General features: G+C 64.5%; 27 protein-coding genes. 14 read left to right on the plus strand and 13 right to left on the minus strand.

Annotated features, from left to right (window positions below; translation table 11 throughout):
* Positions 1 to 161 precede the first annotated feature (161 nt).
* A complete protein-coding gene (locus ACZ92H_RS14260; protein WP_465049864.1) occupies positions 162 to 854 on the plus strand; it encodes a YoaK family protein in 693 nt (230 codons plus the stop codon).
* 135 nt (positions 855 to 989) lie between these two features.
* Here the strand turns inward: ACZ92H_RS14260 and ACZ92H_RS14265 are convergent, their stop codons facing one another.
* Positions 990 to 1,430: an acyl-CoA thioesterase gene (locus ACZ92H_RS14265; RefSeq protein ID WP_465049865.1), complete on the minus strand. Its 441-nt coding sequence runs from the start codon at positions 1,428 to 1,430 to the stop codon at positions 990 to 992.
* Between the two features lie 134 nt (positions 1,431 to 1,564).
* On the opposite strand from ACZ92H_RS14265, the gene ACZ92H_RS14270 reads away from it, so the two are divergent.
* The 3 genes from ACZ92H_RS14270 to ACZ92H_RS14280 are packed head-to-tail and all read left to right on the plus strand — an operon-like array spanning position 1,565 to position 3,259.
* Entirely contained in the window at positions 1,565 to 2,278 is a 714-nt protein-coding gene (locus tag ACZ92H_RS14270; protein WP_465049866.1) for a GntR family transcriptional regulator, read from the plus strand.
* Positions 2,268 to 3,050, plus strand: coding sequence for an SDR family NAD(P)-dependent oxidoreductase (locus ACZ92H_RS14275; protein WP_465049867.1), 783 nt, complete (start codon positions 2,268 to 2,270; stop codon positions 3,048 to 3,050). The genes ACZ92H_RS14270 and ACZ92H_RS14275 overlap by 11 nt, the downstream gene beginning before the upstream one ends.
* 14 nt (positions 3,051 to 3,064) lie before the next feature.
* Positions 3,065 to 3,259 (plus strand): hypothetical protein, encoded by a 195-nt coding sequence (locus ACZ92H_RS14280; RefSeq protein WP_465049868.1) that lies wholly within the window; start codon positions 3,065 to 3,067, stop codon positions 3,257 to 3,259.
* A gap of 119 nt (positions 3,260 to 3,378) precedes the next feature.
* On the opposite strand, the gene ACZ92H_RS14285 is transcribed toward ACZ92H_RS14280, so the two are convergent.
* Entirely contained in the window at positions 3,379 to 3,852 is a 474-nt protein-coding gene (locus tag ACZ92H_RS14285) for a heme-degrading domain-containing protein (protein ID WP_465049869.1), read from the minus strand.
* Between the two features lie 92 nt (positions 3,853 to 3,944).
* Here ACZ92H_RS14285 and alkB point away from each other — a divergent pair, with 92 nt between their 5' ends.
* Positions 3,945 to 4,607, plus strand: a complete 663-nt coding sequence (gene alkB / locus ACZ92H_RS14290) for a DNA oxidative demethylase AlkB (protein WP_465049870.1) — start codon at positions 3,945 to 3,947, stop codon at positions 4,605 to 4,607.
* A gap of 12 nt (positions 4,608 to 4,619) precedes the next feature.
* On the opposite strand, the gene ACZ92H_RS14295 is transcribed toward alkB, so the two are convergent.
* From ACZ92H_RS14295 to ACZ92H_RS14310, 4 genes are all read right to left on the minus strand, one after another.
* Entirely contained in the window at positions 4,620 to 5,066 is a 447-nt protein-coding gene (locus ACZ92H_RS14295) for a hypothetical protein (RefSeq protein WP_465049871.1), read from the minus strand.
* A gap of 33 nt (positions 5,067 to 5,099) precedes the next feature.
* Positions 5,100 to 5,357 (minus strand): hypothetical protein, encoded by a 258-nt coding sequence (locus tag ACZ92H_RS14300; protein WP_131368907.1) that lies wholly within the window; start codon positions 5,355 to 5,357, stop codon positions 5,100 to 5,102.
* 11 nt (positions 5,358 to 5,368) lie between these two features.
* Positions 5,369 to 5,698 carry an ArsR/SmtB family transcription factor gene (locus tag ACZ92H_RS14305; protein ID WP_131368908.1) on the minus strand — a complete coding sequence of 110 codons (330 nt, stop codon included), beginning with the start codon at positions 5,696 to 5,698 and terminating at the stop codon, positions 5,369 to 5,371.
* Positions 5,699 to 5,770: 72 nt separating this feature from the next.
* Entirely contained in the window at positions 5,771 to 6,127 is a 357-nt protein-coding gene (locus ACZ92H_RS14310) for a VOC family protein (protein ID WP_465049872.1), read from the minus strand.
* A gap of 164 nt (positions 6,128 to 6,291) precedes the next feature.
* On the opposite strand from ACZ92H_RS14310, the gene folE2 reads away from it, so the two are divergent.
* Both folE2 and ACZ92H_RS14320 read left to right on the plus strand, forming a co-directional pair.
* Entirely contained in the window at positions 6,292 to 7,200 is a 909-nt protein-coding gene (folE2, locus tag ACZ92H_RS14315; protein WP_465049873.1) for a GTP cyclohydrolase FolE2, read from the plus strand.
* Between the two features lie 23 nt (positions 7,201 to 7,223).
* Positions 7,224 to 7,394, plus strand: a complete 171-nt coding sequence (locus tag ACZ92H_RS14320) for a hypothetical protein (protein WP_465049874.1) — start codon at positions 7,224 to 7,226, stop codon at positions 7,392 to 7,394.
* On the opposite strand, the gene ACZ92H_RS14325 is transcribed toward ACZ92H_RS14320, so the two are convergent.
* The gene (locus ACZ92H_RS14325; protein ID WP_465049875.1) at positions 7,391 to 8,353 is read right to left on the minus strand and encodes a hypothetical protein; all 963 of its coding nucleotides are present in this window, start codon (positions 8,351 to 8,353) and stop codon (positions 7,391 to 7,393) included. The genes ACZ92H_RS14320 and ACZ92H_RS14325 overlap by 4 nt on opposite strands.
* A 214-nt stretch (positions 8,354 to 8,567) precedes the next feature.
* Here ACZ92H_RS14325 and blaOXA point away from each other — a divergent pair, with 214 nt between their 5' ends.
* From blaOXA to ACZ92H_RS14355, 6 genes are all read left to right on the plus strand, one after another.
* Complete coding sequence (gene blaOXA / locus ACZ92H_RS14330; RefSeq protein ID WP_465049876.1) at positions 8,568 to 9,386, plus strand: class D beta-lactamase; 819 nt, start codon at positions 8,568 to 8,570, stop codon at positions 9,384 to 9,386.
* Entirely contained in the window at positions 9,383 to 9,778 is a 396-nt protein-coding gene (locus tag ACZ92H_RS14335; protein ID WP_131368913.1) for a hypothetical protein, read from the plus strand. Before blaOXA ends, ACZ92H_RS14335 begins: the two co-directional genes overlap by 4 nt.
* A gap of 394 nt (positions 9,779 to 10,172) precedes the next feature.
* Positions 10,173 to 10,937: a hypothetical protein gene (locus tag ACZ92H_RS14340; protein WP_465052360.1), complete on the plus strand. Its 765-nt coding sequence runs from the start codon at positions 10,173 to 10,175 to the stop codon at positions 10,935 to 10,937.
* Between the two features lie 103 nt (positions 10,938 to 11,040).
* Positions 11,041 to 13,506, plus strand: a complete 2,466-nt coding sequence (locus tag ACZ92H_RS14345) for a penicillin-binding protein 1A (protein ID WP_465049878.1) — start codon at positions 11,041 to 11,043, stop codon at positions 13,504 to 13,506.
* A gap of 155 nt (positions 13,507 to 13,661) precedes the next feature.
* Positions 13,662 to 13,886, plus strand: a complete 225-nt coding sequence (locus tag ACZ92H_RS14350; protein WP_465050055.1) for a type II toxin-antitoxin system HigB family toxin — start codon at positions 13,662 to 13,664, stop codon at positions 13,884 to 13,886.
* 9 nt (positions 13,887 to 13,895) lie between these two features.
* Positions 13,896 to 14,264, plus strand: a complete 369-nt coding sequence (locus ACZ92H_RS14355) for a helix-turn-helix domain-containing protein (protein ID WP_465050056.1) — start codon at positions 13,896 to 13,898, stop codon at positions 14,262 to 14,264.
* 15 nt (positions 14,265 to 14,279) lie between these two features.
* Here ACZ92H_RS14355 and ACZ92H_RS14360 read toward each other — a convergent pair whose 3' ends face one another.
* The 4 genes from ACZ92H_RS14360 to ACZ92H_RS14375 form a co-directional block, all read right to left on the minus strand.
* Positions 14,280 to 15,014, minus strand: a complete 735-nt coding sequence (locus ACZ92H_RS14360; RefSeq protein WP_465049879.1) for a hypothetical protein — start codon at positions 15,012 to 15,014, stop codon at positions 14,280 to 14,282.
* Positions 15,014 to 15,580, minus strand: a complete 567-nt coding sequence (locus tag ACZ92H_RS14365; RefSeq protein ID WP_465049880.1) for a hypothetical protein — start codon at positions 15,578 to 15,580, stop codon at positions 15,014 to 15,016. Before ACZ92H_RS14365 ends, ACZ92H_RS14360 begins: the two co-directional genes overlap by 1 nt.
* Before the next feature lie 80 nt (positions 15,581 to 15,660).
* Positions 15,661 to 15,948 (minus strand): putative quinol monooxygenase, encoded by a 288-nt coding sequence (locus ACZ92H_RS14370; RefSeq protein WP_465049881.1) that lies wholly within the window; start codon positions 15,946 to 15,948, stop codon positions 15,661 to 15,663.
* A 120-nt stretch (positions 15,949 to 16,068) separates the two neighbouring features.
* Positions 16,069 to 16,641 (minus strand): FMN-dependent NADH-azoreductase, encoded by a 573-nt coding sequence (locus tag ACZ92H_RS14375; protein ID WP_465049882.1) that lies wholly within the window; start codon positions 16,639 to 16,641, stop codon positions 16,069 to 16,071.
* A gap of 164 nt (positions 16,642 to 16,805) precedes the next feature.
* On the opposite strand from ACZ92H_RS14375, the gene ACZ92H_RS14380 reads away from it, so the two are divergent.
* Positions 16,806 to 17,201, plus strand: a complete 396-nt coding sequence (locus tag ACZ92H_RS14380; RefSeq protein WP_465050057.1) for a winged helix-turn-helix transcriptional regulator — start codon at positions 16,806 to 16,808, stop codon at positions 17,199 to 17,201.
* Here ACZ92H_RS14380 and ACZ92H_RS14385 read toward each other — a convergent pair.
* The gene (locus ACZ92H_RS14385) at positions 17,198 to 17,656 is read right to left on the minus strand and encodes a GNAT family N-acetyltransferase (protein ID WP_465049883.1); all 459 of its coding nucleotides are present in this window, start codon (positions 17,654 to 17,656) and stop codon (positions 17,198 to 17,200) included. The two genes, ACZ92H_RS14380 and ACZ92H_RS14385, sit on opposite strands and share 4 nt — an antisense overlap.
* Before the next feature lie 487 nt (positions 17,657 to 18,143).
* Entirely contained in the window at positions 18,144 to 19,175 is a 1,032-nt protein-coding gene (locus ACZ92H_RS14390) for a helix-turn-helix transcriptional regulator (RefSeq protein WP_465049884.1), read from the minus strand.
* Positions 19,176 to 19,215 lie beyond the last annotated feature (40 nt).

Here is a 19,215-nt window from a genome sequence, read left to right on the forward strand (position 1 = left end):
CAAAGCAGGAGCTAAATGCATGTTGCACTGCGGGGGCGCAAGCCTGCGGCGCGCTTTCTCCCTGGTCGCGGCGGGCGCGCCAGAGCATCGGGCGGCGCAGAAAGGCGCTGTGGCGTGCTGCTGCGGCGCGGTATGATGACGGCATTCTTCGAGGAGATGGTATGAACCTGGCGCAACGCAGCCGCATGCAAGGCATCAGCCTGGGCTTTTTGGCCGGCTATGTCGATACCCTGGGCTTCATCGCCCTGTTTGGCCTGTTTACCGCCCACGTGACGGGCAACTTCGTGCTGATAGGCGCGGCGCTGGCAAAGGCGTCGCATGCCTCGATCGCCTTGAAATTGCTGGCGTTTCCCGCCTTTATCCTGGGCGTCGCGGCGGCCCGGCTGCTGAGCGTGGCGGCGGAACGGCGCGGCGGGCCGGCCCTGCGCCTGACGCTGCTGCTGGAGCTGGTGCTGCTGCTCGGCTTCATGGCGTGCGGCATGCTGGCCGAACCGCTCACGGCCGAACCGGGCGCACTGGCCATGGCGGCCGGCCTGTTTGGCGCGGCCGCCATGGGCGCGCACAGCGCCATCAGCCGTCTGCTGCTGGCGCACCTGGCGCCTACCTCCATGATGACGGGCAATGTCACGCAAGTGGTGATCGACACGGTCGACGTGCTGCGCGGCGCGGCCGATGGCGCCACGCGCGAGCGCTGCGTGAAGTTTTTCTGGCCGCTGCTGGGCTTTGCCGTGGGCGCCGTGCTGGCCGCCTTTGCCTACCTGGCCGCGGGCTTCGCGGCGCTGGCCGCGCCGCTGGCCATCCTGCTGGTGCTGATCGCGCTGGAGCCCGAGCGCGGTGGTGCCACGGCTAGTTAGGCTGGCGCTGTCGCTTCCCGCCGCTCCCGCAGCGCGTGCAGCACCGGTTCCGGCGCCGTCGACGCCGTCCCGCATGCCAGACTCCGGCCTTGCCCGATTTCGTGCTGGCGCTGCCGGCGCATTGAAAGGAAGCCGCTACTTTGCGGCCGCGACGATGGCCGGCTCGTACACGGCGAGGAATTCCGGCGGCAAGCGGCGCGCGCGGCCGCTGCTCAACTCGATGCAGATCAATTCCCAGCGGCCGCGCACGACGGTGGCGCCGTCGCTGTCGCGGACCAGCTGGAAGCGCCGTTCCATGCTGGAGCGGCCATCGCTGGCGCACAGCCACGTGGCCAGGGTCAGCGCCTCGCCCGCCCTGGTCGGCAGCAGGTAGTCGTATTCGCCGCGGCGTATCGCCATGGCCCGGTCCAGGCGGCGGTAATCGTCCAGGTCCAGTCCCAGGCTGGCCGAGTGGTGCCAGGCGATATGTTCGCACCAGCGCACGTAGACGGCGTTGTTGGTGTGCTGCAGGCCGTCGATGTCGCCCGCTTCAGGCGTGAGGGGCAGGGTGTGCGCATGCGGGTAATCCCAGTTCAATGGAGCTCCTTTCGGTGGATGGACGGCAGATTGTACGTTCTTGCAGCGGCCCATGCTGTCTCCGCACGGCTGAAAAACAGTGTTTTCCCTCTTGATGTATGATGCATCATAATTTCAGGAGATCAACGCCACGCATGAATACGCCATTGGAAAGCCTCTCGCACGTCAATCTGGGCAAGTCCGTCTACGCCATGCTGCGCGAAGCCTTGGCGGCGGGGCGCTTCCAGCCCAATGACCGCCTGCGCATCCGCGAGCTGGCGCTGCAGCTGGGCACCAGCGTCACGCCCGTGCGCGACGCCATGCTGCAGCTGGTGCAGGAGGAAGCACTGGTGCTGCGTTCGCCGCGCGACTTCCGCGTGCCCGTGCTGAGCGTGGCGCGCTACCTGGAAATCCGTGCGCTGCGTCTGGAACTGGAAGGACTGGGGGCGGCTGAGGCGGCGCAGCGCATCGACGACGCCACCCTGGCCGACCTGGAACGGCTGCTGCAGGCAAATGAAGACGCCATCGCCCGGCACGACCTGGCGGCGGCCCTGCAATGCAACCAGGCATTTCACCTGGGCCTGGCGCAGGCGGCCGGCATGCCGACCCTGAAACGGTTCGTCGACCATCTGTGGATGCAGACGGCGCCCCTGATCGCCGCCGGCTATGCGGCCTTTACGCCCGACATGCGGGTGGGCCATCACAGGGAAATCATCAGCGCGCTGCGCCAGCGCGACAGCGCGGCGGCCCGGCGCGCCATCGAACGGGACATTCTCGACGGCGGCGCGCAGATGCTGGCCTATGTGATGCGCCTGGAACGCGTCCATGCTGGCGCAGCCGTACAAGACAAGGAAGACCATGACGCATAAAAACGCGCTCGGAAGCGAGCAGAAATCCGGACAGAAGATCGAACAGAAAACCGCCATCGTCACGGGGGCCAGCCGCGGCATCGGCCACGCCGTCGCGGAGCGCTTCCGCAGCCTGGGCTGGCGCGTCATCACCGTCTCGCGCAGCCCGATACCGGGAGGCTGTCCCCGCAGCCAGGAGCACAACACGCACTTTTGCATGGATTTGTCGGACCTGAGCCAGATCGGCCAGATGGTCGACATGCTGCGCCCCATGCTGGGCGAATCGAAACTGCATGCGCTGGTGAACAATGCGGGAGTGTCGCCGAAGGGGCCGGGCGGCTCGCGCGTCAATTCGCTGACGACGGACATGCAGACGTGGCAGGAAATGTACAACACGAATTTCTTTGCCCCGCTGGCGCTGACGCGCGGCTTTGCGCAGGAATTGTCGAACGCGCGCGGCGCCGTGGTGAACCTGTGCTCGATCGCCGGCTACCGCGTGCACCCGTTTGCCGGCTCCGCCTACGCCAGCTCGAAGGCGGCGCTCGCCTCGCTGACGCGCGAGATGGCCAACGACATGGCGCCCATGAACGTGCGCGTGAATGCCATCGCGCCGGGCGAGATCGACACGGCGATCCTGTCGCCGGGCACCTCGCACATCGTCGACACGCAAATTCCCCTGCGCCGCCTGGGCACGACGGCCGAAGTGGCGGACCTGGTGGAGTTCCTGTGCAGCGAGCGCGCCTCGTACATCACGGGCGCGGAAATACCCATCGACGGCGGCCAGCGCATTTAGGAAGGCGCAGCGGCATGACGCGACATATCGGCATCGCCTGCGTGCGCCCTGGCGAGGCAGCGCGCGGCGACATCAACCGCATCATCATGGAAGAACTGGTGCCGGCGTGGTCAAGCCTGAAAGCGTCCGGCGCTTTCAGGCCGTCATCGGCGGTTTGCGCCAGCAGGGCCGCGATGCCGTCATCCCGGGCTGCGCGGAAATCCCGCTGACCATCAGCGACGCCAATTCGCCGCTGCCCGCGCGCGATTCCACGCGCCCGCTGGCGCGCGCCGCCCTGCGCAAAGCGCTGGCAGCCCAGGGTTCCTGCCCGCATGGGGCAGCGCCGGGGTCAGTGCGCGTCCAGCTGCGTCTGCAGCGCGGCAACCACCAGCGCGTGGTCGTCAGCCTGCGCCAGGCCCGACACGCTGACGGTGCCGACCATGCCCACGCCGCGGATCAGCAGGGGGAAGGCGCCGCCGTGGCCCGCGTATTCGACGTCGTCGAGATATTTCACGTCCTCGAAGCTGCTGCCGCGGCTCTTGTAGGAAATGCCCATGTAATAGGAGCTGCGGCAGAAGCGCTGCACCGTGTTGTTCTTGCGGCGGATCCAGTCCGCCTGGTCCGGCGTGGCGCCCGTCATGGCGTGGTGGAACAGGACCTGGCCGTTGCGCGTGATGTTGACGGTGACGGCCTTGCCCCGCTTGCGCACTTCCTCGACGATCCACAGGCCCACGGCCAGCGCGGTATCGTTGTCGAAGCGGTCGAACTGCAGGGATTCTTCCTGCTGCGCCAGGGTTTGCAGCAAATCGGCGTAGTGATCCATCGGTATAAAAGGCAAGAGTGGCTGGAAGCGCTACTGTAGCGCACCCGGGGACCTGCGCGCGCTTTTTCTGCCGCGCGGCTAAAATACGCGGCATGAACCTGTCCCTGTTTGCCGATGAAGACCTGGAGCCAGCCGCCCCCGCGCCGCTGGTGCCGGGCACGACCGCGTCGATGCTGCTGCGCGGCTTCGCCTTGCCGCAGGTGGGCGCGCTGCTGCCGGCGCTGGACGACATCGCGCGCGCCGCGCCGCTGCGCCACATGCTCACGCCAGGCGGCTTGCCGATGTCGGTGGCCATGAGCAGTTGCGGGCAGCTTGGCTGGGTGACGGACCGGCGCGGCTACCGCTACGCAGCGCTGGACCCCGCCACCGGCCAGCCCTGGCCGCTAATGCCGGCCGTGTTCCTGCGCCTGGCGCAAGCGGCGGCGCTGGCCGCCGGCTATGCGCGCTTCGTGCCCGATGCCTGCCTGGTCAACCGCTACGTGCCGGGCGCGCGCATGGCCTTGCACCAGGACCGCGACGAGCGCGATTTCACCGCGCCCATCGTCTCCGTCTCGCTGGGTTTGCCCGCCACCTTTTTATTCGGCGGCGCCACGCGGGCCGACAAGGCGGCGCGCATTCCCCTGCTGCATGGCGACGTGGTGGTGTGGGGCGGCGTGGACCGGCTGCGCTTTCACGGCGTGGCGCCGCTGAAAGAGGGCGAGCATGCGCTGCTGGGCGCGCAGCGCATCAACCTGACTTTCCGCCAGGCCGGCTAGCGCGGCGTGGTCTCAAACCGCCGGCGTTTCATGCGCCGGCCCATGGCTGGCCCGGCGCCATGGCGTACCCGGCTTCAGGACATACTGCGCATACACGTGGCGCCAGGGAATGGCCAGGTACACCAGCACCACGAGCGAGCATTCAAATGCGGTGGCCGCGGTGGCCGGGTCGAGCTGGCCATTGAGCCATTGCGGCAGCGGCACCAGCAGCAGCCAGAGGGTCTTCCACAGCGCTTCCCACAGCAGCACGGGCAGCATCTGCAGCGGGTAGCGCAGGCCCAGCAGGCATAGCAGCGAGAATGCGGCCAGCATGCAGTTGACGGTGCCCTGCATCAAGCCCCAAGGCTGGTGCGGCATGATAATGCCGGGCCACAGCACGCTGCCCAGTCCCACGACGACAAGCAGATACATGGCGCGCAGCGCATACAAACGGGCGGTCGATACGGTATTCGTGTTCATGGTCAGGTCTCCTGGGTGGGGGCAATGGGGCAACTACTCGACTTCCTTGAGGATCTTTTCCAGGCCGCCCATGCGCGTTTCGATCTGCGCCAGCGAGGCGCTCAGCGCCGCCAGGGCGGCCGCCGTTTCCGCCTGCGAGGCGGCCAGGGACTGGGCCAGTTCCTGGTAGGCGCTGTCCTGCGCCAGCCGCGCGCGGGCTTGCGCCACGCCGGATGCATATTTGAATGCGAAGATGAGGACGGCGGCGGTGCAGCTAAAGAAGAACGCCGCGAAAAATGCATTTTCGGTCATGATGGCCTCGGTTATTCAGGGTTGGGGGTAAGCGACGACGCGGCCGCGGCGATGCTGGCCGGCGTCAGCAGCAGGTGAAACGGGCTGGCTTCAAAATAATTGAGCGCCTTGCCGTCGTGCGACAGTTCCAGCTGGCTGCTGACCAGGCCCGCGCTTTCCAGCTTTTGCAGGTGCAGGTGCAGCAGCGGACGGCTGATGCCCAGGTCGCGCGCCAGCTGGCTGATGTAGTTGCGCCCGCCCGTCGCCAGCGCGGCGACGATGCGCAGCCGGTGCGGGTTGTCGAGCGCCGCCAGCATGGCCAGCAAGCGGTCTCCGGTCGGTGGAGTGTTTGAATCTGTCATGTGTCAACATTATCTGACACATGACAGCGAGTCAAGCAAAATATGCGCGCAAGAGGGGGGCGCTTGCGGGTGCTAGCGCGCCATGGCGCGATCGAGTGCCTGGGCAAAGGCGATGTGGTTGCCGTCCGGGTCGGTCAGCATGATGGTGCGCACCTGCGCCGTTGTCGTCAGCGCGCCATGCGCCACGTTCAGCTGCTGCAAATGCGTGGCCAGCGCATCGATGTCATCGACGGCCAGGGTCGCGGAACCGCCGCCGGCGCGCTCGGGTTGCTGGTACAGCTGCAGCCAGCCACCGCGGTCAAATTTCCATTCGGCGACTCCCGGCATGGGCCGCGAGTCGGCTTGCTTGTCCAGCAGGGTGGCGTACCAGGCGCTTGCCGCGTGCAAGTCGCGCACGGCGAGGCTGGCGATGGCGTTCAGGATGGGCATGATGCGTCTCCTTGTGTGAGGGCGAACTGCAAGATAGCGCCATGACACAGGTATTTTCCGTGCGGGCGCGCACCGTGCGTATCGTTTTAAATGCAACTATCTTGCAAATATGGGGAAATGTCTGCATCATATGCAATTCGCTTGCATATCCAGGATGAATTTTCATGAAACGCGATGACCATGCAGTTCCCTTGCCCGATGTCGCCAGCAGCGGCAATGCCGGCAGTCTCTTGCCCCTGGAATGGGTGGGCATGCAGGGCATCGCCCTGCCTTTGTGGCTGGAAGAGGGTGGCCAGGCGCAGCAGGTCCATGCCTGGGCGGACGTGCACGTGGATTTGCCCGATCCGCGAGTGAAGGGCATCCACATGTCGCGCCTGTATATGCTGCTCGATGCATTTGCCGCCGGCGGGCCGCTCGATGCGGCCGAGCTGGCTGCCCTGCTGCGGCGCATGGTGGCCAGCCATGCCGATTGCGCCAGCACGCAGGCGCGCCTGGCGCTGTCCTTTCCGTTGCTGCGGCGCCAGCCAGCGTTGCTGACGGCCGGCCTGGCAGGCTGGAAATCGTATCCCGTGCGCCTGCACGCCGCGCTGGCGCCGCAAGGCTTTTCGCTTTCCCTCACGCTGGAAGTGGGCTACTCCTCGACGTGTCCCTGCTCGGCGGCGCTGGCGCGGCAACTGTTGGCCGATGGCTTCGCGGCGCGGTTTGGCGCGGGCAGCATCGACGCCGCCGCCGCGCGCGACTGGCTGCTGGAACACGCCAGCCTGGCCACGCCGCACAGCCAGCGCAGCACGGCCAGCGTCACCCTGTCTCTCGATGACACAGCGGAGCTGGACCTGTTTCCCCTGATCGACCTGGTCGAGGCGGCGCTGGCCACGCCGCTGCAGACGGCCGTGAAACGCGCCGACGAACAGGCCTTCGCGCGCCTCAATGGTGCTAACCTGATGTACGTGGAAGATGCGGCCCGCCGCGTGCAGGCGGCGCTGGCGCCACGCTACGCGCAGGCTGGCGTTTCCGTGCGGCATATGGAAAGCCTGCATCCGCACGACGCCGTGGCGCAGGCCGGCGCTTTTTAATCATCATTCTGGAGGAGAACGGCATGCCGGAGAAAATCGAGCAGGACGCCATGGACGGCACACTGGAGCAGGAACTGGAGCGCGAACGGCGCGAGCATGCGCTGATCGATGAAGAGAAGCTTGGCATGGATGAGCTGGAAGAGGAGCGGCTCAAGGATGACATCCTGCCGCTTCCGCCGGCAAGCCGCCGCTAGTGCGGCTGGCTCCACCGCCGCAAGCCAGCGTACGCATCCATAAAACGCCGTCCCAGCCTTGAAAGATAGGTGGGCGGCGTGCTGCACAGCTGGGCCATGCCCTTGGCGCTGCCGAAGTACAGAAAGGTGGGTGAAAACGCCAGGTCGAGCGCCAGTTCCTGCTTTTCGCTGTCCGTCACGGGAAACCAGAACTCGCCGATGCCTTGCACGCCCATCGCCTCCAGTTGCGCACGGTCCAGCGCCCACATCTCGACGGGTGGGCAGCCGTCGTGCGTGCCCTCCTTGCGCGCAATCGTTTCTGTACCGAAATTGGCCTTGCGGTTGGCCAGGTAGCGCAGGTAGGCCTGGTAGTTATCCTGCCGCATGCCCATGTCGCGGTAAAACGCCTGTTCGCGGCGCTGCGTGCGCTCGAATTGCTCAAGGCTGCCCATGTCGCCCCTGCTTTGGAACAGCTGGGCCGCATCGGTGGACGGCACCACGGCGACGGCGCCCTTGTCCTGATAGGTGACGCGGAGGTTGTGGATGCCGACGACTGAGCCGGGCAGCACGGTCTTGCGCGCGGCGGCGGGAAACAGGTAGTTGGCGCAGGCGGACAGGCAGCGCCCGTCGACGATCAGGTCCAGTTTCTTCGCGCGCAGGATGGCGGCGATGTCCATGGCGCTGTCGATATTGCCGCCATAGGAGTCGACGACGACGGCCCGTATGGGATAGCGCTCGGTATAGTCCTTGACGGCCTGCGCCATGCCCACGTCGATGGTGCCCATCAGTACCAGCTCCATGCTGGCCTGTTCGACGCCCGTGAGGCTTATGTTGAGGTGGCGATTGCCCTTTTCCCGCATGTGGTAGGCCGAACGCGGGTGGGCGCGCTGCGCGACCGAGTCGGGTGGCAAGGCGTCGCCAGCGGCGCATGCCGAGGAGCTTGCCAGCGAGAACAGCAGGGCGCAAATGGCGATTTTCATGGCCTGATATTATCAATAAAGAAAATTATTGTATAGTATATATTTCATTTTTGACATCCTGGCGGGCCTCTCCTGCCATATCTTGCGCACGGGTGTTTTTTCGCTGCCGCAAGCGCTTATAATTCTTGCGATTCCAATCTGGCGCCCGGGCGTGCCGGGCATGGCGCCGCGCGCCGTGTCCAGGCCTGGCGACCGACTTTATAGATGAGAACCCATGCCTATTCCACCTCTGCGACTGATTTCTCTGGCGGCACTGTCTGCCTTCCTGGGCACTGCGCCGGTCCAGGCCGCCACCATTTGCACCGCCATGGCCGACGCCAGGACAGGCACGGTTTTGCTGCAGGAAGGCAACTGCATCCACCGCGTGACACCCGCGTCCACTTTCAAGATCGCCCTCAGCCTGATGGGCTATGACGCGGGTTTCCTCAAGGATGAGCACAAGCCTGTCCTGCCTTACCGCCAGGGCTATGTGGACTGGGGCGGCGAAGAGTGGCGCCAGGACACGGACCCGTCGCGCTGGATGCAGTATTCCGTCGTCTGGTATTCGCAGCAGATCACCCAGGCGCTGGGCGCCGAGCGCTTCCAGAAGTACGCCAAGGCTTTGCGCTACGGTAACGCCGACGTGTTGGGCGACGCGGGCAAGGACAACAGCCTGGAGCGATCCTGGATCAGCTCGTCGCTGAAGATTTCACCGCTGGAACAAGTAGGCTTCTTGCGCAAGCTGGTGAATAATCAGTTACCAGTGAGTAAACAGGCGATGGAACAGACGCGCCGGCTGACGCGCCTGGCGGACGTGGACGGCTGGCAAGTGCACGGCAAGACGGGCGCGGCCTACCCGCGCAAGACCGATGGCAGCTTCGATGAAGCGCACGGCTACGGCTGGTTCGTGGGCTGGGCCAGCAAGGGGGAAAAGTCGATTGTCTTCGCGCGCCTGGTGCAGGACGAGCAGAAGGGCGAGCAATCGGCCGGCATCCGCACGCGCGCAGCCATGCTGAAGGAATTGCCGGCGCTGCTGGAGCAGGCGCAGAAATGACGCAGCCAGCCGTCACGGCAACCTTCATCGCCACGCAAGGCGAGTATCTGGAAGCCGTCATCGAGGTGGCGGGCCAGCGCCTGCACGTCATGGACGAGTTCGGCGGTTCGCAGCTGGCCGCCGGTGCGCAATTCCAGGCCCAGCTGTGGCCCATGGCCAGCGAGGTCGATGACTGGGACGCCATCTTCAGCGCCAATCCCGGTGCAGAAAAAGGCTTGCGCCGCCTCGACGGCTGGCGCTACCTGGCGCTGGGTCAGGTGGTCAGCGTCGATCCGGTCGTCTGCGACTGCGGCCTGCTGCGGGTGGAAGACGCGTTTCATACGCGCGACGCGCGCTGCGTGGGCGCGTATGTCGGCGTGACATTGGCGCGACTGGATGCTTGCCGAGGCTGATAGATGGCGGCAGGGGAGCCGGGCGTGCTGGCAGCGCGACCTGATGTGCGGTAGTCAATGCCCTGAGCATATCTGTGGCAGGTTGCCAGGCAGTGGCAAACGGCCGCTGCCGGCATCCCTATTACTTCTGGATTATTGGCGCGAAGTTGTGCCAGGCATGAGATGGTATGAAAGGAGTCAGGCCAGCTATTCATCGTCTGGACAGCCTCTCGCTGCTTAGAACGACGGCGGGTTCGGCTTACACGGCAATCGCTTCCTTTGCCCATGCATTGCCAACGTATCTGCACATCGGCAAGGTCATATGTTGATGTATATCAATATCTATTTCAATTTCCATGTCAAAGTTCGCTTCTTTAATGCGTGGACTGATGATTTTATAAGGAATGAGATAGATATGAATATGAGTAACGTATACATTGTACTGAAATGGATGCGAGATAATCTTTTGATTGTATTGATTGTCTCTCTTGTTTTTCCCGCCGTGCTTGGAATTTTTTCGCAGCGGTCCGATATTACAAAAATGATTTATGAATCGGATTACAAGTTGGCCAAAATGAAGCATAGCGAATGCGACCGCATACATACGGATTTTCTGGATGCGGTCAGTACGAATGCTGGCACCGCCCAGCTGTTGCACAAAAATTTTAACTTTGATGATGTAATAAAAAATGGCATGTCTCAGCATGCCGTGATCGTGTTTAAAAGCACGATAGATACTTATAGCAAGTCACTCGATAATATCCATGAAAATGGACGCAAAGCGCGCAACTGTTATGCTGATCTGAGTTCGCTATATGACAATCTTGCACTTGTCCTTAATTTGTCCGATGACTATAAAGTAATGGCGCGGAAAAATTCCTCGGCAATAACGGCGCTGCAAGCGCCGTTGGAAGCCAGCCGGGCCAGACTCAGAGACGTGGGAGACCCGCAGATGCTGTATGCGGCGATGCTGTCCGGCGATCCTCAAGCGGCGGCCGGAGCATTGAAGATAGTCAACTACGATGATTTGGCGAAGCTGCAGACCGAACAAGCACTGGCGGAGTCGAACATGCAGCAACAGCATCGCTTGTTTTTCAATGAGCTCAATGCAGTCTTCTCCAAGGAATTGTCTCGGCGTTTTTACCGCGGCTTTTTCGCCTCGTTGTGGTCCCTGGTTTAGCGCCAAGTGAATACAGATTCCCCCGGTAAATTTTCCGCCACCTGAGTGACAGCCCTATATACTTGCTGAAACGGATCATCCGGCATCAGACAAGGTTACAAGCATGGCATCAGGCATGGAGCAGTTTCAGGAAAAAACACGGCAGGCGCTGGCAGTGGCGCGTACGCAAGCCGTCCGCGCGGCGGGCGTGGTGTGGGCAAGAACGGTGGCGCTGTACCGGCGCGGCCATGCGCACTTGATGACCTTGCCGCCCGTGCGGCGCGCGCTGGTGCTGGGGCTGTGGTCTTTCCTGGCCCTGCTGGCGCTGGTGATCCTCTACATGCTGCTGCTGATTCCCTTGACGCCCAGCATCCATGACTTGCGCCAGGCGCGGGCCGCCGCGCCCAGCACCATGGTCAGCGCGGACGGCAAGGAACTGGTGCGCTTCGACCAGGGCTTGCAGGAGCGCGTCACCTTGCAGCAGATTTCGCCGAACGTCATCAGCGCGCTGATCTCGACGGAAGACCACCGCTTCTATGAGCACCACGGCATCGACTTCACGCGCACGGCCGGCGCCATCGTGCACAGCCTGCAGGGCAATGCCCAGGGCGGCTCCACCATCACGCAGCAGCTGGCGCGCAATATGTTTCCTGAGGAAATCGGGCGCTCGCGCAACCTGAACCGCAAGCTGAAGGAACTCATCACGGCCCTGAAGATCGAGGCCACCTACAGCAAGACGGAAATCCTGGAAGCCTACCTGAACACGGTGCCTTTCCTGTACAACACGTACGGCATCGAGATGGCGGCCCGCACGTATTTCGACAAGCCCGCCTCGCGTCTCGATATTCTGGAAAGCGCCACCCTGGTGGGCATGCTCAAGGGCACGAATTACTACAACCCCGTCGGCAATCCGGAGCGCTCCTTGCAGCGCCGCAATGTGGTGCTGGGACAGATGCGCAAGCACGACGTCATCGACGAGGCGCGCTACAAGCAGCTGGTGAAGCGGCCGCTGCGCCTGCATTTCGAGCGCCAGAGCGAGCGGGTACAGTCGGACAGCCACTTCACGGCCTATGTGCGCAAATGGCTGATCGACTGGGCCGATGAAAACGACTACAACCTGGAACGCGACGGCTTGATCGTGCATACCACCTTGGACCACGATTTGCAGCAGGCGGCCGAGCGCGCCGTCGAGCGCCAGGCGAATGCCTTGCAAGCCATCGCCGACGTGGAATGGAGCCGCGCCGGCGTGCCGTCGTCCACCTCGACGGGCATGTACGCGGGCATGCAGGCGGGCAGCGTGGCATTTGATTACTTCTGGAAATCGCATCCGGGCTTGCTCGACGCTTTCGTGCGTGAATCGGGCGACTACCGCAAGCTGACGGCGGCCGGCAGCACCCCCGATGAAGCACTGGAAAAATTGAAAGGCGACCGCGTCTTCATGGCGGCCCTGCGCAAGTCGAAGACGCGCCTGGAAGCGGGCTTTGCGGCCATGGACCCGGCCACGGGCGCCGTGCGCGCCTGGGTGGGCAGCCGCGACTTTGCGCGCGAGCAATTCGACCACGTCTCGCAGGCGGCGCGCCAGCCCGGCTCGACCTTCAAGCCCATCGTGTATGGCGCGGCGCTGGAAAAGGGCCTCAGTCCCGACCACGTCTACCGCGATGCCGTGATGGATATCAAGGCGGCCGACGGCACCAAATGGCGCCCCACCGACATGAGCGGCACGACGGGGCGCGACATGACCATGCGCGACGGCCTCGTGTATTCAAAGAACACCATCACGGCGCAGGTGATGCAGGACGTCGGCTTGCCGCCGATCATCAAGCTGGCGCGCGCGCTGGGCATCCGCGACAGCAAGCTGGAAAAAGTGCCGTCGCTGGCGCTGGGCACCAGCCCCGTCACCTTATTGGAAATGGTCAACGCCTACGCCAGCATCGCGGCGCAGGGCGAGGCGCGCCTGCCGTTCGTCGTCACGCACATCACTGACCGCGAAGGCAAGATCATCGCTCGCTTCGGCGACGACAAGCCGCAGCGCGCCATGCAGGCAACATCGGCTGCGACCCTGACGGACATGATGCGCGGCGTCATCGACCGCGGCACGGGCACGGCCATCCGCAGCCGCTTCGGCATCCGCTCCGACGTGGCCGGCAAGAGCGGCACGACGCAAAACAATGCGGACGGCTGGTTTATCCTGATGCATCCGGAACTGGTGGGCGGCGCCTGGGTGGGCTTCAACGACGCGCGCGTCACCATGCGCAGCAACTACTGGGGCCAGGGCGGGCATAATGCCGTGCTGGTGGTGGGCGACTTCTTCAAGACGGCGCTCGATACGGGCAAGCTCGCGCGCGACGCCATCTTCCCCGGCGGCAAGCCGCCGCCACCGCTGCGCCACGTGGAACCGGTGGAAGAACCGCAGGATGAACCCGTGGAAGAGCCGGGCGACCTGCTGCCGGAAGGCGCGCCGCCGGCGCCGCTGGCCATGCCGGCCGAAGCGGCCGATGGGCAGGAAGCGCATGGCAAGGCGGTACCGGAGGCGGAGCCCGCACCGGTGCCTGCGCCTGCGCCGAATCCGCAGCCGGTGCCGCAAGGTTAAGTGCCGCTACGCCGGCCCGATTGTCGGAGGGCGGGATGCCAAGATTGATGTTAGTCCCAAAATGGGACTAACGTCAATGCAAGCGCATCCTGGCCAAGCCGACATTGATTGCATTCTATGAGCAAGCAATCCACGCAGATTCGAAGGCGCCGTTATTGTCGTGGTATGGCCACGTGCTCAGGGCGTCGTGGTCCGGCCCCGCAGCGTTGAAGGCGGACTTTGCCACGGCGAGCATCTTGAAAGAGGGGCGGGTGGTGTTCAATATTGGCGGTAACAACTATCGGCTTGTCGCATCGATCAACTATCCGTATGGCATCTTGTACATCAAATTTGTCGGGACACACCGGCAATATGATGCCATCGACGCACAGACAATCTAGGGACATATGATGCACATCAAGCCCATCCGCACGGAAGACGACTACCGTGCCGCGTTGCGGGAAGTCGAGTCCCTGATGTCCGCACAGCTTGGCACGCCGGAGGGAGACCGCCTGGATGTGCTGGCCACCCTCGTCGATGCCTATGAAACACGCCACTTTGTCATGGAGTTTCCAGACCCCGTCGATGCGATCAAATTCAGCATGGAGCAAAAGTCGCTGACGCCCAGGGATCTGGAGCCGATGATCGGCCGCCTGAACCGCGTCTACGAAATCCTCAAGGGCACGCGCCAGCTGACCTTGCCGATGATCCGCCGCCTGCATCAGGAACTGGGTATTCCGGCCGAGGTGCTGATACGCCCGGCGGCAGCCCAGCCATAGCCGGCCAGCCCGGCGTCACCCCGTATTGCGCAGCAACCCCGCCTGCCGCACGAATACTTGCAGCGCGGGCATGGTCTGCTGGTGCAGCGCTTCCAGCTCCGTGCGCAGCGCGGGTGTGACCACGAGGCTGCCGTCGGCCTGGCGGTGCACGGGCAGGCCCAGCGCCTGTGCCATTTCCACGGTGTAATTCGTAAAATTGCCATACGGCCGCTTGCCATCCACGGATGGCGTGGGCCAACAGCCTTCGGCCAGGTAGTCCTCGGCCGCGCCCATGCCCAGCATTTCCAGTGGCAGCCACGACTGCTGGCGCAGCAGTATCAGATGCCGCGTGGTCAAGGTGAATGGCGTCGTGCCGATGGCATGGCTGCCCGGTTTCACATTTGCCATCTGCACGAAATGGGGCAGCAGCTGCGCCGCTTCCATCAGGCGCTGCGCGGCCAGGGGCGCATCCTTGCTGGCAATGGCCTGCATGGCCAGCGCCACGGTGTCGCCCTTGCCCAGCGGATACGCCGGATTGAGCATGGGCGCGCCGCTTTCCACGGGCGACCAGCCGATGTTGAAAAGCCGTATCAGCGCCAGATGCTGCACATCGAGCACCTTGGGCAGCGGTGCGTCGAGCGTGGCCAGGATGCGCCGGCGCACGGCGCCGGACAGCGAGCGGTCGGCCGCGTGCACCAGCATGGGTGAGCACAGCACGGTGCCGAGCAGGCGCAGCAGCTGGCGGCGCATGGGATGGATCAGGCGCGACATCACGGCGCCGTCAAGTCCTGGCGCTGGAATTCGATGCGGTTTTCCTGGTAGGCCCACTTGGTGTAGGGGCCGAACACGCGCCGGTTTTCCTTGCTGTCGGCATTCGACTGTTCGCGTTTCATGCGCCGGATCAATGCCGGATCGGCGAGCGGCGCGGTCGTGGCGCTGAAGATGTCGTGGCGCACGCTGGCCTTGGCGTCGGCGCCGCGCGAAATGATGGTGAGCTTGCGCGCGGCGGGATCGAAGTACAGGCGCATGGCGAAGGTATTCATGTCCTGCAGGTACAGGCCGTCGTCGCGCTGCTGGGCATAGAAATAATCGCCGCAGACGGCCTTCGGTTCGCGCTTCCATTCGCACGACAGGACGATCAGCAGATGCTTGTCGTCGAGTGCCTTGATCGAAATGCGTCCCTTGGAATAGCCCCAGCTGCTGGCCGGCACGGTTGCCGAGGAGGCGAGGTTGTAGTCGCCCACCAGCGTGGACATGGGCGCCTGCGCCCGGGCGCCGGTGCAGAGGGCAAAGGTGGCGGCCGCAGCAGCGCCGGCTAGCTTGGAAAATAGTGTCATGATGGCCATCAAAAAAAAGTTGCCATATTATAAGTGGCAACTTTCTTGGGGGATCGCGCGATTGAACGCGCCCGTGGCCGTTACTTCAGCTTGCTCAATTCCGCCACGTCGATCCCGGCGACCTTGCCGTCCGTGGCGGCGACCAGGGCCAGGAAGTGGAGCGTCGCTTCGTGCGCCGTCAGGGCGGCCTTGTCGGCCCATTCTTCCAGCATGACGAAGCGCGTGGGCGTCTTGTTGTCGACATGCAGCTCGTAGCGCAGGCAGGCGCTTTCCGCGCGGCTGGGCGGCACGACGGCTTCCAGGGCGGCGCGCACGGCGTCGATATGTTGAGGTTGGGCATCGATGGTGGCGACGACGGTCAGGGTCATGGTGGTCCTTGTGAAGTAGGGGGCGGGTGCAGCTTAGCGCAGTTTGCCCTTTCTTGCCGGACACTCACAGTCTGGCTGCGCTGAAACACTTTCCGGCGCAGCCAGACAATTGGCGGGCCGTTATGCCGCCTGCAGCGCGCCGATCTGCTCGAACGCGGCGCGCAAGGCTTGCGCCCTGGCGGCGTCGCTGACCTTGACGCCTTCGGCGCGCACGATCTCGATCTGCGTGATGCCCAGGAAACCGAGGAAGCTGCGCAGATGGCTTTCCTGGTGCTCCAGCGCGGCCATCGGCGTGTCGGCGCCATAGTAGCCGCCGCGCGTCGAGGCGATGATCACGCGCTTGGCGCCCAGCAAGCCCTCCGGCCCGTTCGCGCCATATTGGAACGTCTTGCCCGGGACGGCCAGCGCGTCGAGCCAGGATTTCAGCTGGCTGGGAATGGCGAAGTTGTACATGGGCGCGCCGATGACGATGACGTCGGCGGCCAGCACTTGCGCCAGTGCCGCGCCCAGGGCGGCGCCATCGGCATCGCTGGGGGCGGCCGTGAATTGCGGCAGCGGCTGCGCGGCCAGGTCGCGGTAGTGGACGGTGGCGCCCGGCGCGGCCGCTTGCAGGCGGGCAGCGATGGCGGCAGTCAGTTGGCGGCTGATGGAATGTTCGCCGAGAACGCTCGAATCGATGTGCAGGATGTTCATGGTAGCCTCGTTGGGTGGTATGATTTATCACGGTATGGATTTGTTACCGAGGCTAATATAGTGACTATAAAATGAACGCACAAGAAGGCACTTTTTCCACACTGGGGCACACGGAGGTAACCATGGACGACGTGGCCGCGCGCGGGGCCGAGCTGGAGCGGCGCATGCGCGACCAGGGCGGCCATGCGGGCGTGGCGGACTCCTGCCGCCCGATCACGGACATTCTCACCCGTGTGGGCGACAAATGGAGCGTGATGGTGGTGATGTTGCTTGGCAACGGCACCAAGCGCTTCAACGAAATGCGCCGCGTGATCGGCGGCATTTCGCAGCGCATGCTGACCCTGACCCTGCGCGGCCTGGAGCGCGACGGCCTCGTCACGCGCACCGTGTTTGCCACCGTGCCGCCGCGCGTCGACTATGCGCTGACGGACCTGGGCCGTTCCCTGCTGATTCCCATCAGCGCGCTGGGCGCCTGGGCGTATGGCCACCGCGACGCCATCGATGCGGCGCGGCTGGCGTTCGATGCCAGGGCAGGGGAGCAGCTGCCCGCGGGCGATTAAGCTGGGTCGATGACGGCCAGCATGTCACAGCCCTCCGCATCCATGCCCGTTTCCACGAAACCCATGCTGGCATAGAATTTCTTGGCATTGGCATTGCCGGGCTTGTAGCAAATTTCGATGCTGCGCGCATCCGGCCGTGCGCGGATTTCCGCCAGCGCCAGGCCCAGGGCGGCCCGGCCATGTCCCTGCCCCTGGCGCCGGTGGTCGACCATGAAGCGCCAGATCCGGTAGTGGCCGGGCGGGTCGTCGTCGTCGTCGGGCGAGACGAACATCAGGAAACCGATCACCTCCTCATCGCAATACACGGCGCGCGTATGCATGGTGGCGGGGTAAAAGCTGGCTTGCGCGATGGAATAGTCGTTGCTGGCCAGATAGTCGCGTTGCTGTGGCAGCAGGGGGAGTTCGCTGAGGATGTCGAAATTGTCGGCCGTGACGGCGCGCAGGCTGATGGTCATGTTCGAAGGTGATGAAAAGGTCGGGTGTGCGAGTATGGGGAAAAGTTACTCAATAAGCAATGCCTCGCCACCGCCTGTCCCGGACAGCTGCGCCATCGTCTGGCGCGGCAGCGGTTCGACGCATCCTCGTGGTCGCGCGCGCGCCAGTGCTGCTTGACTGAAAAACCGGGCAGCTGCACCGGCAGGGGCAGGATGCGGAACGCTGCGTGCTCCTGCATGCGCAGCGCGCAGCGGCACGCTGCCGTGGCGATGGGCTTTATCTCGGCGACGACGCGCCACGGGCCCAGGCGTCGGCGCTCGATGGACAGGCCGCCCGGCTGCCCGTGCGGCGCGGCGCCAGCGATTCCTCCCTGGCCACCATGCGCCTGACCACTCATCTGTCCAGGCGCGCGGACGTCTACGGCGCTCTACGGCGCCATCGGCCGCATGCACAACGACGGCGCGGCCGCCATCGGCATGGCGTGATGGCGGGCATGTGCCACTTCTGTTAATTGCCTTGCATGTCGTGCCGGTAGCGCGCGGGCGGCAGCTCGAACTGGGTCTTGAAGAAGCGGGTGAACGCGCTTTGCGAGGAAAAGCCCAGGCGGTCGCCGATTTCCGCCACGCTCATGCTCGTTTCGCGCAGCAGGCGGCGCGATTCGCGGCTCTTGGCGCGCAGCTCCAGCGCGCGGAACGAAGTTTGCTCCTGCTGCAGCTGGCGCTGCAGGGTCCAGCGGTTCATCGCCAGGCCATCGCACAGGGCCGGCAGCAGCGAGGCGCCGTCCGCGTCCGCCTGGCGGCCCAGCAAATCGATGATGGCTTGCTCCACGCGGGCCGAAAACAGCTGCGCTCCCTGCAGCTTTTGCAATTGCCCCTGCGCGTGGCGCAGCGCGTGCGGCGCCAGCATGGCGTTGAACTGGGCGAAGGGCAGGTCCAGCCCCGGCGCGTCGAAGGTCAGGGTATTGCGCGCCTGGCCAAACGTGGCGGCTGCGCCAAAACATTCCGACATGGCTGGTGCGAACCACGGCGCCTTGCCGCGGAAAGCGGCGCGGAAGGCCGTCGGCGCGCCCGTATCGTAGGCGCGCGTGACCAGCGACAGCATGCGGAAATTGGCCAGCGCCTGCATGGCGCCGCCCGCCAGGCAGAACTCGGACAGGTATTCGATCTCGATGCGCGTGCCGCTTTCACTCATCAGCATGAAATCGAATTCACCGATCAGGCCCCGCAAGTGCAGCAGCTCGTGCAGCGCACCGCGCAAAGTGGGGCGGTTGAAGCAGACGTGGGCGATGGCGGAAAAATGCGCGAACCAGTGCGTCACGTCGAGGTCGAGGATGCCCCGGTGCGGCGCCAGCTGCTGCGCGTAGGCCGTCATGCGGCGGTGCCGCTCGGCGTTGATGCGCCCGCCCGGTTCGTCCAGCTGCGCCGGCGTGATGCCCGTGTGGCGGAAAAAGTCGGCGGGATCGTGGCCATCGGCCTGCATGGCGCGCGCGCATTGCTGCGCGACCCGGTTCGAAACCGTGCGCGTATCGGATTTGTGCAAGGGTGTCTCCTGCTTGTTGTAGTAATTTTTCACAAATATT

It is taken from the genome of Janthinobacterium foliorum, assembly GCF_978021625.1.